General features: G+C 64.4%; 12 protein-coding genes. 5 read left to right on the top strand and 7 right to left on the bottom strand.

The annotated features are described in order from the left end of the window. Positions 1 to 276: 276 nt before the first annotated feature. Positions 277 to 1,254 (top strand): carbohydrate kinase, encoded by a 978-nt coding sequence (locus tag GRZ55_RS16160; RefSeq protein WP_169287987.1) that lies wholly within the window; start codon positions 277 to 279, stop codon positions 1,252 to 1,254. A 72-nt stretch (positions 1,255 to 1,326) separates the two neighbouring features. On the opposite strand, the gene GRZ55_RS16165 is transcribed toward GRZ55_RS16160, so the two are convergent. Beyond that, entirely contained in the window at positions 1,327 to 2,094 is a 768-nt protein-coding gene (locus tag GRZ55_RS16165; protein WP_306785609.1) for a Crp/Fnr family transcriptional regulator, read from the bottom strand. A 129-nt stretch (positions 2,095 to 2,223) separates the two neighbouring features. Continuing rightward, positions 2,224 to 2,463 (bottom strand): hypothetical protein, encoded by a 240-nt coding sequence (locus tag GRZ55_RS16170; protein ID WP_169287989.1) that lies wholly within the window; start codon positions 2,461 to 2,463, stop codon positions 2,224 to 2,226. A 264-nt stretch (positions 2,464 to 2,727) separates the two neighbouring features. On the opposite strand from GRZ55_RS16170, the gene GRZ55_RS16175 reads away from it, so the two are divergent. Further along, positions 2,728 to 3,480 carry a DUF937 domain-containing protein gene (locus tag GRZ55_RS16175; protein ID WP_169287990.1) on the top strand — a complete coding sequence of 251 codons (753 nt, stop codon included), beginning with the start codon at positions 2,728 to 2,730 and terminating at the stop codon, positions 3,478 to 3,480. A gap of 86 nt (positions 3,481 to 3,566) precedes the next feature. On the opposite strand, the gene GRZ55_RS16180 is transcribed toward GRZ55_RS16175, so the two are convergent. Next, positions 3,567 to 3,857, bottom strand: coding sequence for a DUF1127 domain-containing protein (locus tag GRZ55_RS16180; RefSeq protein ID WP_169287991.1), 291 nt, complete (start codon positions 3,855 to 3,857; stop codon positions 3,567 to 3,569). 179 nt (positions 3,858 to 4,036) lie between these two features. On the opposite strand from GRZ55_RS16180, the gene GRZ55_RS16185 reads away from it, so the two are divergent. Both GRZ55_RS16185 and xseA read left to right on the top strand, forming a co-directional pair. Continuing rightward, positions 4,037 to 4,996: a LysR substrate-binding domain-containing protein gene (locus tag GRZ55_RS16185; RefSeq protein ID WP_169287992.1), complete on the top strand. Its 960-nt coding sequence runs from the start codon at positions 4,037 to 4,039 to the stop codon at positions 4,994 to 4,996. 39 nt (positions 4,997 to 5,035) lie between these two features. Then, positions 5,036 to 6,595: an exodeoxyribonuclease VII large subunit gene (xseA, locus tag GRZ55_RS16190; protein WP_169288067.1), complete on the top strand. Its 1,560-nt coding sequence runs from the start codon at positions 5,036 to 5,038 to the stop codon at positions 6,593 to 6,595. Between the two features lie 139 nt (positions 6,596 to 6,734). On the opposite strand, the gene GRZ55_RS16195 is transcribed toward xseA, so the two are convergent. Next, positions 6,735 to 7,190: a phasin gene (locus GRZ55_RS16195; RefSeq protein WP_169287993.1), complete on the bottom strand. Its 456-nt coding sequence runs from the start codon at positions 7,188 to 7,190 to the stop codon at positions 6,735 to 6,737. Between the two features lie 260 nt (positions 7,191 to 7,450). On the opposite strand from GRZ55_RS16195, the gene GRZ55_RS16200 reads away from it, so the two are divergent. Further along, entirely contained in the window at positions 7,451 to 10,897 is a 3,447-nt protein-coding gene (locus tag GRZ55_RS16200) for an ATP-binding protein (protein WP_169287994.1), read from the top strand. A gap of 3 nt (positions 10,898 to 10,900) precedes the next feature. Here the strand turns inward: GRZ55_RS16200 and GRZ55_RS16205 are convergent, their stop codons facing one another. From GRZ55_RS16205 to GRZ55_RS16215, 3 genes are all read right to left on the bottom strand, one after another. Next, on the bottom strand, positions 10,901 to 12,394 hold the full coding sequence (locus GRZ55_RS16205; protein WP_169287995.1) for an iron ABC transporter permease: 1,494 nt from the start codon (positions 12,392 to 12,394) through the stop codon (positions 10,901 to 10,903). Positions 12,395 to 12,480: 86 nt separating this feature from the next. Then, the gene (locus GRZ55_RS16210) at positions 12,481 to 13,464 is read right to left on the bottom strand and encodes an iron ABC transporter substrate-binding protein (RefSeq protein ID WP_169287996.1); all 984 of its coding nucleotides are present in this window, start codon (positions 13,462 to 13,464) and stop codon (positions 12,481 to 12,483) included. 408 nt (positions 13,465 to 13,872) lie between these two features. Beyond that, positions 13,873 to 15,831, bottom strand: a complete 1,959-nt coding sequence (locus GRZ55_RS16215; protein ID WP_169287997.1) for an acetoacetate--CoA ligase — start codon at positions 15,829 to 15,831, stop codon at positions 13,873 to 13,875. Positions 15,832 to 16,039: the final 208 nt, after the last annotated feature.

A 16,039-nucleotide genomic window follows, 5' to 3' on the forward strand; every position in this document is an offset into this window, starting at 1 on the left:
GTCTGCAAGCCTGCCGGAGAATGCCCAGTGCAGCGCACCGACCGCATTCGGGCCGCTCTTGATTTTCTTGCGGCGCATCCACACTCTGCCTGAAGGGTGCATCAGTTGGCATTCGACCGGGTCGATGTCGCGCCATCGGCCTCCCCGAGATCGGGTGTCGGTCGCCGGGGCTTGTCGCACGGGTCCTCGGGGCGGCCGGTGCCATGTTCAACCGCAGTTTTCTTGCCGTGATGGGTGGCGAACTTCCGCCGGCACGGCCGTGAGGGAGGACGGATCATGATCCTGTGCTGCGGGGAGGCGCTGATCGACATGCTGCCCGCCAGAACGTCGGAAGGTCAGGACGCATTTGCGCCGGTGCCGGGTGGTGCCGTTCTTAACACGGCGATCGCGCTCGGTCGGCTGGGCACCGATGCGGGTCTTTGGTGCGGGCTCTCGACCGATCTCTTTGGTCGACGTCTGGATGAGACATTGCAGTCGGCGGGCGTTTCAACCGCCCTCTGCCCGCGCTCGGACCGGCCGACGACGCTGGCTTTCGTGACGCTGTCCGGCGGCCATGCCCGCTATGCATTCTATGACGAAAACACCGCCGCGCGGATGGTCACGTCCCAACAGCTGCCGCGCCTGGCGAATGATGTCAGCGCGATGTTCTTCGGCGGAATCAGCCTGGCGGTCGAGCCTTGCGGCGGCTCTCATGAAGCGCTGCACCGGCGCGAGGCGGACCGTCGGATGATCATGATGGACCCTAACATCCGTGCGGGCTTCATCGCCGATGAGCCGGCCTATCGGATCAGGCTCTCCTCGATGATGGCGCGCTCCGATATCGTGAAGCTCTCGGACGAGGACATGGAGTGGCTTTTTCCAGGCATCTCTGAGGCCGAGGTCGCGGAACGCCTGTTTTCGGGTGCCGTGACCTCGCTTCTCCTCGTCACGCGCGGCGCGGCGGGAGCGACATGTTACCTGCGCGACGGCAGACACCTCGATCGAGCGGCGCCATCCGTCACAGTGGCGGATACGGTCGGCGCCGGCGATACATTCAACGCGGGATTCCTCTTCGGCCTGGCGCGTGCCAATGCCTTGAGCCGATCGCGGCTCGCGGGGCTTTCAGCCGTTGTGCTGGAGGACTGCCTGACGCTGGCGGTCACGGCCGCCTCCATAACCGCTTCCCGAAGAGGTGCGGATCCGCCCTGGGCCCACGATCTCGACTCCATTCCTGCGCTGCACAGGCTGAACGCCCTCAGCCCGTCCTCGGCGTGAACGTGTTCCAGCCGGCGCGCGATCGGACGTCGTTTGCGTTCCTCCCCGCTTGTGGCTCAGGAACATGATGCATCAGCTTGACCGGGCGAGATCTCCAAACTCGCGCAGATGCAGATAATGGGGCGAGAAGTCGCCGGCCACCTGCAGCCCTTCCCAATCGAGCACCTGGAGGGTGCCGTCCTGAAGAACGAAATATCCCTTGGCTCGAAGCCCCATGAGAGAGCGGTTGACGTGCACCGACGACAGGCCCATCGAGTCGGCGATTTCCGCCTGAGTAATCGGGAAGTTGATTGTATCCGCCGTAGCTGCTCCCACGGCACGAAAGCGGACGAACAATTCGCACAGGAGATGGGCGATCCGGGTCGGAGCTGAGCGTTGCCCGATATTGGCCATCCACTCGCGGAAGATCGCCGCGTCAACGAGCGTGTGCCGCCAGAATGCGGTGGTGAGGCGGGGGAAGCGGTCGCAGACTTCCAATATGGCCGTGTGCGGGACAAACCCGATCGTGCTCGGCGTGATCGTGGCAATGCTGACGTCAAGCGATCTGAGATGGAGGCTTTGAAGATCGGGCGCATCGCCCGGCAGATGAAAGCCAACGATCTGCCGCCTGCTATCGCTGACGATCTTGTAGGTTGCCGTCATGCCTTCCGCGATGAAGAACATCCGCGTCGGGCTCTCTCCCTCGCGGACCACGTCCTGATCGGCCTTGATCTCGGATCGCCTTATGGGCAGCTCCCGGATGGCGGACTTTTCCTCCTCCGAAATCTTGATGACGGAGGCGATTCTCCGTACGAGAGGCTCCGTGATGTCGTGGTCCATAGTGGACATGACTGCTCCCATGGTTATGGCGGGAGCACCGGGCACTCACAGCATCAGTAGCCGGGTAAGAACTGACGATTTGGCACCCTCTCACATGGGCGATGCCTTGTCGTTGACCTGCCTCAGGCGTCGAGATTGATATAGGTTGGTCTAAGACTGCAACCCATGTAAGTCGGCGGTTATTTCCAGAGACAGGACGGTGGAGCCGGACTCATCCTCCACCCACATCGTCCAATGGCCATGTTGCCAGAAGTCGGGACCCAGGTCCCTGAGCGTTTCGCCGGTCGTCCGTGTAGCCTGTGCCCTGACTTCGTTCATGTCGGCACATTCAAAACCGACCTCGTCCAGCGAGGTCCTGCCGTCTCGGACGTGAAAGAAATAGCGCTGCATCGGCGCTCTCCATAAAGGGGGGAGCACATCGCCGTCTCTCAGTTCCCGCTTCCCGTGAAATCGGCGGCAATCTCTCAACATAACATGCCGCAGGCCATTTGAGCCTGTCGCAACAAAACTTGATGAGGGGACGCCAAGGGTTTTCCGATGAAGAGGCCTTGGGTGATTTCACCTAGGGAGGTGGTTCCTTCGCACTGCGGGTTGCTGCCACGGATTTGCCAATGCCACGCTTTGGGCTAGGGTCTTCGGCGAGGAGGAACGTCGATGCTGCCCCTTTACGAGCTGCTGTCGCGCGCGGGCGATGGGCGCGCCATCGAACTGATGGCCCGCCAATATCGTCTCTCGCAAGAGCAGGCGCAGCTGGCCGCGGAGGCCCTGTTGCCGGCTTTTCGGGAAGGCCTGCGGCGCAACGCGGCCGATCCCCATGGAATCGGGCTCTTGATGGCCCAGATGGCCGGTGGACGCAACGCCGGCTACTTCGAGGATGCCGCGCGGGCATTCGCGCCGGAGGGGCGCCGGGAGGGCGATGACATTCTGGGCCAGCTCTTCGGTTCGCCAGAGGTCTCGCGCGCCGTGGCGGCCCAGGCGGCGCAGGCGACGGGCATCGCCCAGGAAACACTCAAGGCCATGCTGCCCTCGATGGCCGCAATGCTCATGGGTGGGCTGGGCAAGCAGGCGAGCGGCGAACTGGGAGCGCGCAGCGCGCCGGAGAACCCGTTCCTCAAGGTGATTCAGGAAGCGATGCAGGCCGGCATGCCGCCTGCCCAGCCGCCCCGGAAGGAGCGGCAGGGTTTCCACAATCCCTTCGAAAATCCGTTCTCCCGCATGATGGAGGAGATGGTCGAGGCCATGAGCCCGAAGCCGGAGCCACCGAAAAACCCGAGCGGGCGCCCGCGCAACGCCTATGACGATCTATTCAGCCAGATGTTCGAGACCGGGCGCCAGACCCGCGAGGAATACGAAAAGGCGATGAAAGGGATTTTCGAGCGCCGTCCAGATTCGTCTGGTTCCGGCTGAAAAAAAAAGCCCGGTCCGTATGCGGGACCGGGCAAGAGTGCAGGCATGCCGGAAGGGAGCCGGCTTTCGGGGCGCCTGCGGGGAAATCAGGGGCGCAGCCGCACGAAATCACCGTTCATGCTGCGCCGATGGGCGATGTCGGCAAGGCTGGCGGTCGGGTCCTGTCCGACCGGCAGACGCCGAACCGCGGCAAGATCGGCACGCGTCAGTCCGATATCGGCAAGTTGGTGGTCGGAGAGCTCCGCCAGTTCGAGCGTCGCCCGGCGGTTCTCAAGAGCGCGCGCGATGCCGCGTACGAAGCCGGCCACACGCATGGCGATTGCGGTGACGCGCGGGAGGGCGGCGGTCGCATGCTGGGTGGGCTCGAGGGCGGTCATCGGTTGTCCTTTCAGGTCTTTGGCCGCACGGCAGGATCGGCCGCCGCGGAAGATGCGGGCGGTCGGAGCGAATAACGGTTGCGCCGTTGCGGAATGTCCGTCTTGTCTCACTCCGATATTGATTAGTCGAACGAATGTTTTTAATCTCTTCCATCAATCGCAATGATGAGAACGGACCCATGGCCTCTCCCCTCGACCTGGACCAGTTGCAGACTTTCGTCACGATCGCCGACACCGGCAGCTTCACCCGCGCGGCCGAGCAGGTGTTCCGCACGCAGTCGGCCGTTTCCATGCAGATGCGGCGGCTCGAAGAAAGGCTCGGCAAACAGCTCTTCGAGAAGGACGGGCGAACCAACCGGCTGACGGAGGATGGCGAACGGCTTTTGATCCATGCCAGGCGGCTGTTGCGCTTGAACCGCGAGACGCTCGCGGCCTTCGACGACGCAAGCCTCGAAGGTCATGTCCGCATCGGAACGCCGGACGATTACGCCGACCGTTTCCTGCCGGAGATCATGGCCCGCTTTTCGCGGTCCAATCCCCGGGTCGAACTGTCGGTGATCTGCGAGCCAACGGTCAATCTGGTCGAGCAGGTGAGGCGGGGCCATCTCGACATCGCGCTTGTCACCCATGACGACGACAAGGGCTTGTCGGACGTGGTTCGCCGGGAGCCCCTTCTGTGGGTCAGCTCGGTCAACCACGCCGTGCACGAAGAACCCGTCGTGCCGCTGGCGGTGGGGCGGCCGACCTGCCTGTGGCGGCGCGCCGCCTGCGAGCGGCTCGATGATATGGGAAGGGAATACCGGATACTCTTCACGAGCTGGTCGGCGACCGTGATCATCGCTTCGGTGCTGTCGGGACTGGCCGTGTCCATTCTGCCCGAATGCGCGCTCAGGCCCGGCATGCGCATCCTTGGCGAAGCCGATGGCTTCGGGCAACTGCCGGACTGCCGGATCGGCATCATGCGCGGCCACACGGCCCAGCCCGAGATCGTCGATGCGCTGGCCCGCCACATTTCCGAAAGCCTCGACAACATCTCGGTGCCGGCCGCGCTCGAGGAGACGGGCGGCTTCGACTTCGCCGCGCTGGCCTACGGCAAGGGCAAGCGGCTGAAGCCGGGGCACCTCATGCCTGGCTGGTAGATGCTTGACCGAATCGGCGAAAACCCCTCGATTGACGCGATGAACAGTCCCCAGCCACAGACCGGTACCAATATCGGCGAATATTCCGTCTCCGAGATTTCCGGCGCGCTCAAGCGCATGGTCGAAGACACTTTCGGCCATGTGCGGGTGCGCGGCGAGATTTCGGGCTATCGTGGCCCGCACTCGTCCGGTCACGCCTATTTTGCGCTCAAGGACGAGCGCGCCCGCATCGAGGCGGTGATCTGGAAAGGCACGTTCTCGCGGCTGCGCTTCAAGCCCGAGGAGGGCATGGAGGTCATCGCCACCGGCAAACTGACCACCTATCCGGGCTCCTCCAAATACCAGATCGTCATCGAGTCGATCGAACCGGCGGGCGCCGGGGCGCTGATGGCGCTGCTCGAGGAACGGCGCAAGAAGCTTGCCGCCGAAGGGCTGTTCGACGCCGGCCGCAAGCAGCTCATTCCCCACATGCCGAAGGTGGTTGGCGTCGTCACCTCGCCGACCGGGGCGGTCATCCGCGACATCATCCACCGCATCACCGACCGCTTCCCCCTGCATGTGATCGTGTGGCCCGTGCGCGTGCAGGGCGAGACGACGGGCGCCGAGGTTTCGGCGGCCGTGGCCGGCTTCAATGCGCTGCCCGAGGGCGGGCCGATCCCGCGGCCGGACGTCCTGATCGTGGCGCGCGGCGGCGGCAGCCTGGAGGATCTGTGGGGCTTCAACGACGAAGCGGTCGTGCGCGCGGTGGCGGATTCCGACATCCCGGTGATCTCGGCTGTCGGCCATGAGACCGACTGGACCTTGATCGATCATGCCGCCGACATCCGCGCGCCGACGCCCACAGGCGCCGCCGAGATGGCGGTTCCCGTGCGCGCGGAGCTTGAGTCAACGCTGGCCAGCCTGGGCGCTAGGCTGAAAGGTTGCATCTCTCGCTCCAGCGAGCGCAAGCGCGAGCGGTTGAGGGCCTGCGCCCGTGCGCTGCCGTCCGCAGATCAGCTTCTGGCCATGCCAAGGCGTCGTTTCGACGAGGCCGCAAGTCGCCTCGACAGGGGTTTCTCGGTGCTGGTGGAACGCCGCAAGGCGAGGCTGCAGAAAGCACGCCTTTCGCCGGCGACGCTGCAGCAGCGCGTGGCGGAAGCTCGCCGCCGGTTGGAACGCGAGGCGGACCAGCTGCCGAAATGCGCTCGCGCCTTTCTGCGCAACCGCCGCAATGATCTGGATCGCCGAGGAGCGCGGCTCAGGCTGGAGCCGATCGAGACGAGGTCACGAAATGCGCGCGAGCGGCTGGCGGGGCTTGCCGGGCGCAAGGACCGCGCCGTCGATGTCCGCGGAAGACACTGGCGCGAGCGGCTTTTTGCTGCGAGCCGGATGCTGGGCTCGCTTTCCTATACAAATGTTCTGGCGCGCGGCTATGCGCTGGTGAGAGACGAGGCGGGACTGCCGGTCACGCGCGGGGACGCTGTGAAACCTGGCGACCGGTTGGCCATCCAGTTCGCGGATCGCTCGGTCGACGCCCTGGCCGCCAAATCGAAACCGTCGTCGGGGACTGCTGCCAGGCCTCCATCGCCACCCCAGGGCGGACAGGGCACGCTGCTCTGAACTGCAGGCAAAGAAAAAGGCCGGGGGGAGGAGGTCCCGGCCTTTTCCTTGTCTCGACCGGCGGGAGGAGGTGCCGGTCTTTATCCCGCTCGCAGAGGGGAGGAGGTCTCTACGAGCGGTATTCGATGTATCGAACGCCTCAGGCGGCCTTGAGTTCCTTCATGGACTTCTCGGCCAGCGAGCGCATCGGCTTGGAGACTTCCTCGAAAGACTTGGTCGACAGGGCCTGCAGCTCCTTGGCGTGCTCGACCGAAAGCTCCATCTGCTTGCGCATGAAGGCGGTCTGCAGCTCGAACATGTCGGCGATCGACTTCACGCCGAGCATGGCTTCCATGTGCGACAGGCTGGAGTCGGTGCCGGCGCGCATCGCGGCGATCGACTTGAGCGACATCTCGGTGCTGGAGGTGCGGGCGGCCTCGAAGGTCTCTTCGAGAGCCTTCTGGGTCGTCTCGGCGCCGTCCTTCATCTTGGCGTAGGCTTCCTTGGTCTGCTCCACGCCCTTTTCGGCCATGGCGCGCATCTGGTCGGTCGCCTGGCTGGCATCAAAGGTCGGGAATTCGATGGTTTCAGCGGTCTTGGAAGTGGTCTTCGACATGGTGTAAATCCTCTAGGCTTGTGCGGAGGGAGGGTCTACTCCGCTAATTCGCGATGATGATGAAACCAATATAGCGAACATTTTGTGCATTGCAACATTTTTCCTCCCGCAGCGCACAAGTTTTGGCGTCTCGGGAGTTAACCACGGCGCGGGAATGTGCCGCGAAGGCGGGCCGGGCGATGGACGGCTTCCGTCTGGCTCACTATTAATGATGTGTTAATTCTAGGGTATGGCGCGACACACCCTTCAGGGAAGGTGGCATGGTTTCCGGCAACTATTCGTTTATCGACATCGCCGTCCTCGACCAGGTTCGCGCTCGCCTTGCCGCAGGCGACGCGCTTGCGCTGCTCGACATAGGGCTCGAGAGGCTGATCTGGGCGAACGGGCCGGGTTGCCAACTTTTCGGCTACCAGGATGTCGAGACCGTCATGGGGGCGCCGAGCGGCCTTTCGCCGGTGGCCCGGCGCCAGATTGCGGCTGCGCCAGGATATCCGCGCATGCGCGTCGAGACCTCAGTCACCACGAGGCTCGCCGGCGCGCGCCCGGTCGGGCTTCTCGTCTGCGGCATCACGCTTCCCGACGGAGAACCGGCGGTGCTCGTGGCGCTGCCGGCCAGCCATGGGGCGTCGCGCGCGCCGGCGGAGATCGCCGGCCAGGCGGTTTCCGGCTTCAGCGACGCCAATTCCTATGCGGCCCTCATCGACGAGGCGGGACATGTCGAGGCCGCCTCCGAGGGCTTCGCCGCCCTTGGCATCGCCCAGGAGACGCTGGATAGTCTTGTGCGAGAGGTGCGCGGGGAGGAGGACCGGTTGGTCAAGCGACTGATCCCCGCAGATGCCGCCACGCTGGCGGCCGGCATGGCGCGGCTCACCGACGAACCCGCGCGCCACCTGCTGCTGGTCGTCGAGGCCGAAGAAGTGCTCGCCGCGGAGGAAGCGGATGAGATGGCCGCGCAACCGCAACCGGCTGACGAGCAGGCAAGCATCGTCCGGCGCGACGATGTGGAGGATGATCCGGTTCCCGATGCCGAGCCGATTCTTACCTCGCTCGCATCCCCGCACGACGATCCGGGCGCGCAGGAGATCGGTTCGCAGACACAGGACGATGGCGCGACGGAGCCCGTCGCAATGCAGCCTGAGATCGACGCCGAGCCGGATATGCCCTCACCGTCGGCGGAGAATGCCGCCCAGCCATCGCCCGATGCCGCCGACGCGCAGTCTTCCAGCCCCGTGCCGGAGTTCCGTCACCGCGCCGTCCGCTTCGTCTGGCGCACGGATGCCGAGGGACGCTTCACGAGCGTATCGGACGAGTTTGCGGCCGCGATCGGCGTCGAGGCCGAGACCTTCAACGGCCGCACGTTCCGTGAAATCGCAACCCGTTTCGGGCTTGCCGGTGGGGACGACGTCGCCGAACTGCTCGAACGCCGTGACACCTGGTCGGGCCGTACCGTGATATGGCCTATCATTGGCCTCGAACTGGGCATCCCGGTCGATCTCGCGGCGCTGCCGATCTACGACCGCGCGCGCAATTTTGAAGGGTTCAGGGGCTTCGGCGTGGCGCGCATGGGCGACGCCTCGCCCTTCTCTCCGCGCGAAGAGCAGCCGGAACCGGCGGATGAGGCGGTCACGCCCGAGCAGGTAACCGAAGCGGAGGTCGACGACGATCCCTTTCTCGGCGAGACGCCGGCCATCTCGGTGGAACCGGGGCCGCAACGCCGCCACAGCGACAAGATCATCCAACTGGCCGAGCACCGGCCGGCAAACGGTGGTCGTCCGGCCGCCGATCCGGAGGCGGAACAGGAGCCGGATGCGCCGGGTGGTCTCAGTGCCAGCGAGCGCACTGCCTTTCGCCAGATCGGAGAGCGCCTGAAGCGCGATTCCGGGGCTGGTCCTGCCGACGACCTGCAACAAGAGGGCGGCGATGGTGTCGTGACGGGGCCGAACGGTCCCGATACGGAAACCGTCTCCGCAGCGTCCCTGGACGAGGCGCCGGTTGCCCCGGAGGATGCCGCGCCCGCTGGGATCGAGGATGACACCGACGCTGAGGCAAACGCGGTACCCACCCCGCTTGATGAGGATGCGCAGCTTCCGACCGCACCCCAGGACGCGAGTGAGACCGACGCCGAAGAGGCGACGCCAGGTCCAGTCTCCGTGTCGAAGCTCGATGACCTCAAGGCCGTGCTGGCCAGCATCGATCGCGACTTCCGTCCCGCGGCCTATCCCGGGACGGCCACGAGCGAAGTCCCGTCCTTGACCACGCTGCTGGGTGGGCTCCCGCTGCCCGTGATCGTTCACGCCGGCGATACGCTGCATTTCGCCAATCGAGAATTCTTCAAGCTGACGGGCTACGACACGCTCGACGACATCGCGGCGGCCGGCGGTCTCGACGGTCTTTTCGTGGAAGGGGTCGAGCCGTCCGCCGCCTCGCCAACCATGCGCCTGCGTCGTGCCGATGGTGGAGAGCTTGATGTGGGCGGGCATCTTCAATCCGTTTCCTGGGAGGGCGGCAGGGCACTGCTGCTTGCCCTGCGGCCGGCTGACGAGTCCGCGTCCGCGGCCGAGCCCGCCCCGTCTCGGGACCCGGAAGAAGTGGATGCCCGGCTCGAGGAACTCCGCGCCATTGTCGACACCGCCACGGATGGCGTTGTCCTTCTTGATCGCGACGGCTTCATTCGCTCCATAAGCCGCCCGGCCGAAGCCTTGTTTGGCATGGACAGCCATGAGGTCGAGGGCAAGTCCTTCGCCACCCTGTTTGCCATCGAGAGCCAGCGCGCGGCCGCCGACTATCTGGCCGGTCTGGCCGACAATGGTGTGGCCAGCGTGCTTAATGATGGGCGCGAGGTTATCGGGCGTGAGGCCCAGGGTCGCTTCATCCCGCTCTTCATGACCATGGGGCGGCTGCCGGCCGAGAGCGGCTACTGCGCGGTGCTGCGCGACATCACCAACTGGAAGCGTGCCGAGGAGGATCTGACCCAGGCCCGCGCCCAGGCCGAGCGCGCCTCGTCCCAGAAGACGGAATTCCTTGCGCGCGTCAGCCATGAGGTCCGGACCCCGCTCAACGCAATCATCGGGTTCTCCGAACTGATGCTGGACGAGAAATTCGGCCCGATCGGCAATGAGCGCTACCGCGACTATCTGCGCGACATCAACAGGTCGGGCAATCACGTGCTCGATCTGGTGAACGACCTGCTGGACATCTCCAAGATCGAGGCGGGCGAACAGGAGATGAGCTACGAGGCCGTGTCGCTCAACGACTCGCTGGCCGAGACCGTGGCGATGATGCAGCCGCAGGCCAACCGCGAACGCGTCATCATCCGTTCCTCTTTCGCCTCGCGGCTGCCCGATGTCGTGGCCGACCAGCGCAGCGTGCGCCAGATCGCACTCAATCTCATGTCGAATGCGGTGCGCGCGACTCCGCCCGGCGGCCAGGTGATCGTTTCCACCGCCTATGAGCAGAGCGGCGACATCGTGCTGCGGGTGCGCGACACGGGCATCGGTATGACGATCGCCGAAATCGAGCAGGCGTTGAAGCCGTTCAAGCAGATCAATGCGCTGAAGCGTGCCAGGGGCGAGGGGACCGGCCTCGGCCTGCCGCTGACAAAGGCGCTGGTGGAGGCCAACCGCGCGCGGTTCCACATCACGTCCTCGCCCGGCCAGGGCACGATGGTGGAAATCACCTTCCCATCGACCCGCGTGCTGGCGGACTGAAGCCTACCTGCGCCCTTCGTAGCGCAGGATCAGCCCGACGAAGAAGCTCGAGAAGACCACGATCATCGCCGCGTAGGGCGCGGCCTCCGCCATCATGCCTTCGGACGTGCGGCTGAAGACGGCCATGGAAAGTGTCGTGTAGCCGGTCGGCGCCAGGAGGAAGGTGATCGGCAGCTCCTTGACGATCATGATGAAGACCAGCAGCGTGGCCGCGACCATCGACTTGCGCAGCAGCGGGAAGGTCGTGGCCATGTAGGAATCGAGCGGCCCGTGCCCGAGCGAGCGCGACACCTCTTCAAGCCGCGGCCCGATCTGCAGCATGCGGCTTCGGATGGGCCCCAGCGCCAGCGCCAGGAAGGTCATGCAATAGGCAAAGATCAACAGCGTCAGGCTCTGATACAGATACGGCACCACGCTGAGCGCGAAGAACACCATGGACAGCGCGAAGGCGAGCGGCGGAACTGCGTAGCCCATATAGGTCAGCCGCTCGACAAGCGACGAGAACGGCGAGGGGAAGCGGACCGTCAGATAGACGATCGGCAATGCTAGCAGCGTCGAGATCAGTGCGGCGGGTATGGCGGCCAGGGCGGTGCGCAGGAAGGCCTGCCAGACCTCCGAGAAATCGATGGCGAAGCCGCCGACCGACATCCAGTAGGTCAGCACCAATGCCGGCAGGCCTAGCGATATGGCCACGACGATGGCGATGAAGGCCCATACGAGCGGGCGATAGCGGCCGAGCGGGACAGGCACGGCGACACGGGCCGCGCCTTTGCCGACCCTGGCGTAGCGCTTGCCGCGCAGCTGGGCCTCCATCAGGACGAAGACGACCGTAACGCCCATCAGCATCAGCGACAGCCAGGCCGCATAGATGCGGTCGAAGGCGCCCGAATACTGGGTGAAGATGGCGTAGCTGAAGACCTCGTAGCGCATCAGCGCCACGGCGCCGAAATCGCCCAGAACATAAAGCCCCACGACGAGCCAGCCGGCCAGGAGGGAGGGCAGCAAGTGGGGCAGGACAATGGTCCGGAATGCGTTCCAGCGTGTGCGGCCCAGACTGCGGGCGCATTCCTCAAGGCCGGGATCGAGGTCGAGCAACGCGGAGCGTATGTTGAGGAAGAGATAGGGGAAAGTATAGAGCGTGAGCGCCAGCGCGGCGCCGAACAGACCCTCGGGGCGTGGCAGGCGGATACCGAAGAACTGATTTGCGAAGCCGTAATATCCCGATAGCCCTATCAACGCATAGGCCATGACATAGCCGGGCACCGCCAGCGGCAGCACGCCGAGAATGGAGACGAGGCGCGGATACCGAATGTCGCTGCGCACCACGATCCAGGCGAGGGGAAGCGCGATGGCCGTGCCGATGGCCAGCACGCAGAAGACGAGCTGCAACGTGTTGGAGAGAAGGACGAGATTGCGCGCGCGGAACACGACCTGGAAAAGCGTGGCTGCGTCGGCCTCGAAGGCACGCACCGCCAGATAGATCATGGGCAACAGCATGCCCGCCCCGACGAGGACCGCCGGGACGAGCAGCAGAAGCGGTGGCCGCCTGCTGAAAAGCGGCCTTGGCAGGGAAACCGCGCGTGTCAGAGGAGACCGACCTCACGCAGCAGATCGAGCGTGCCTTCCAGATCGGAAATCTGGTCGATGTCGATTTCAGGACTGATTTCCAGCACCGTCTCGAAAGGCACCAGGGTCGGGTGGCCGATGACGTCGGGAATCACCGGGTATTCAAAGCCCTGAACCGCCATGTACTGCTGCGATGGCACCGACAACAGGAAGTCGATGAATTTGCGCGCGTTCTCCTGATTGTCGCTGGCAGCGACAATACCTGCGCCTGCCACGTTCAGCAGGTTGCCGATGTCGCCAGCCTCGAAATGTGTCTGGGCAACCGGGAAGTCGGCGTCGGTCGCGACGTAGCGGCCAAGATAATAATTGTTCACCAGACCGAAATCGACTTCGCCATTGGCGATTGCTTCGAGCTGGGTGCTGTTGTTGCGGTAGATCTGGGCGTCGTTGGCAATCATGCCCTCGAGCCACGCCTTGGCTGCCTCGTCGCCCTCAGCCACGCGAAATGCCGTCACGAAGGCCTGGAAGGAGCCATTGGTCGGTGCCCATGCGACACGACCGCGATACTCCTCCTCGGTCAGTTCCTGGATCGTGGCGGGGAGATCCGCTTCCTCGACACGTTCCGTGGAATAGGCCAGCACGCGCGAGCGGCCGCTGGTCGGCGCCCACTTGTTGTTCACATTCCGGAATGCGGGCGCGACGCCCTCGTTCACTTCGGCCGGCAGATCGGCAAACAGCGGGGCAATGGCGCCCAGCGCTCCGCCATCCTGCGCCCAGAAGACATCGGCGGGCGACTGTTCGCCTTCTTCCTGCAGGAGCGCGGCGAGTTCGGAGGTACCACCATAACGCACGTTGGCAGTGATGCCCGTGGTGCGCTGGAACTCGGCGATGACGGGGCCGATCAACGCTTCGCCACGGCCCGAATAGATGGTCAGTTCGTCGGCCAGCGCGGCCGGGGCCGCCACGGCCAAGGCCAGGCACGCCATCAACAGTTTCTTCATGGATCCTCTCCGTTCGATTGCGGTGCGCTGCGTCTGCATCGCTTCTGGCCGCGAACCCGTCTGCTTGCACGGTGCAAGTGCCGGAACGGTTACAATACCTGATAAGTCCAATCAAGTTTAAAACGGAGGCGGGCAGTCATGTTTTGTGGCCTGCTCCTACGTGCGGACAGGCCCCGGGCGCAAAGAAAAAGGGCGCCCAAGGGGCGCCCGGAATGGAATATGGAAATGCTGTCACACACGGGCTTGGGCCAGGGTCCCGAACGGCTTGGGAGATGCCTCAAGTTACGCACGACTATCAGGGACCTCCGTTAACAAGGTCTTACCGGCGCGACGAATCCTTTACCTATTGGCTACCAAGCTCTCAACGAGGTAAATTCGGGCGTCACAAAACGTTAACCTTCCTTTACGTCAATGACGCAATTCCGGCAGGTCGGCATAGAGGTCGAGCGCTTCGGGATTGGCCAGCGCCTCCTTGTTCTTCACCTGCCTTCCGTGGACGATGTCGCGCACGGCAAGCTCCGTGATCTTGCCGGACTTGGTGCGGGGTATGTCGTCGACCGCCACAATCCGGGCGGGCACGTGGCGGGGGCTTGCGCCGGTACGGATCTTGGTACGGATCCGTTTTTCGAGTTCCGCATCGAGCGACACGCCCTCTGCCAGTCGCACGAAGAGGATGACGCGCGTGTCGCCGTCCCAGTCCTGTCCGATGCAGATCGACTCCAGAATCTCCGGCAGTTGCTCGACCTGATTGTAGATCTCCGCCGTGCCAATGCGAACGCCGCCCGGATTGAGCGTGGCGTCGGACCGGCCATGGATGATCATCCCGCCATGCTCGGTCCATTCAGCAAAGTCGCCGTGGCACCAGACATTGTCGAAACGGTCGAAATAGGCGCTGCGATATTTGGCGCCATCGGGATCGTTCCAGAAGCCGATCGGCATGGCGGGAAAGGCGCGCGTGCAGACGAGTTCGCCCTTGCCGCTGGGAAGCGGCCGGCCCTCTTCGTCCCAGACATCGACGGCCATGCCGAGACCCGCTCCCTGTATCTCGCCTATGTGCACGGGGCGTGTCGGCACGCCGAGCACGAAGCAGGAGACGATATCGGTTCCCCCGGAGATCGAGGCGAGATGGACGTCCGCCTTTATGCCTTCATAAACGAAGCGAAAGCACTCGGGCGCCAGGGGAGAACCGGTCGAGGAGATGAGGCGCACGGGGGAAAGATCGTGGGTCTCGATCGGCCTGAGGCCGACCTTGCGCACGGCGTCGATATATTTGGCCGAGGTGCCGAAATAGGTCATCTTCTCGTCGCGCGCGAAATCGAAGATGACGTTGCCATTCGGGTGAAAGGGCGAGCCGTCGTAAAGCAGCAAGGTGGCGCCCGAGGCGAGCCCCGTGACCAGCCAGTTCCACATCATCCAGCCGCAGGTCGTGAAGTAGAAGAAGCGGTCGCCCTCCCGGATCCCGGCGTGAAGGCGGTGCTCCTTGAGATGCTGGATCAAGGTGCCGCCCGCCGAATGCACAATGCATTTGGGCACGCCCGTGGTGCCGGAGGAAAACAGGATGTAAAGCGGATGCTCGAACGGCAGGCGCTCGAAGGCAAGCTCGCGCGCCCGATAGGGTGCGATCGCCGCCTCCAGGGCCTCGGCGCGGGGGATATCCTGCGCGACTCTTTCCGCATCGCCCAGATAGTCCACGACAAGTGCCTTCTTCACCGTCGGCAGCTTCTCGAGCACTTCCGCGACCTTGCCCGCCACGTCGATGCGCTTGCCGGCATACCAGTAACCGTCGCTTGCGATGAAGACGACGGGCTCGATCTGGCCAAACCGGTCGAGCACGCCTTGCGGGCCGAAATCTGGCGAGCAGGACGACCAGATGGCCCCAAGCGAACTGACGGCGAGCATGGCGGCGATCGTCTCGGGCATGTTCGGCATCATGGCCGCAACCCGATCGCCGGGCTTCACGCCCTGATCGCGCAGCCATTGCTGCAGCTTCGAGACAAGTCCACGCAATTCATCCCAACTTACCCGTCGTGCCACCTTGTCTTCGCCGCGGAAGACGATTGCGTCCCCGCTGCCGGACATCGCGAGGAGATTTTCGGCGAAATTCAGGCTGGCATCGGGAAAGAAACGGGCGCCGGGCATCCGGTCGCCATTGACCAGCGTGCGCTCGCCGCGCTTTCCCACGACGCCGCAGAAATCCCAGACCAGCGACCAGAACGCTTCCCGATCCTCGATCGACCAGTCATGCAGCGCGTCGTAATCGGCAAGCTCGCGCCCCGCGATCCGGCTGGCTTCCCGGGCGAAAGCCGTCATGGCGGAGCTGTCGATGTCCGCCTGGGAGGGACGCCACAGAGATGACTGATCGTTCATGCCTTTTTCTTCCTTGCGCCGGATGTCGGGTCTCGTGCGCAGCGAGATAAAGCATAGAGGCTCGCGCACAGGCAAGAACACACGGGTGGCTTGGCCGGCGATGCCATGCGCCGGCCACAAATCCTTGAAATGTCGCGCTTGTGAATGCATCCCTGATATGGGACTTTTGAGACTGGGGCGTCTTGGCCGGCACCCCGACCCAGTTGGC

This window comes from Chelativorans sp. ZYF759 (genome assembly GCF_012911015.1).
GTDB lineage: Bacteria > Pseudomonadota > Alphaproteobacteria > Rhizobiales > Rhizobiaceae > ZYF759.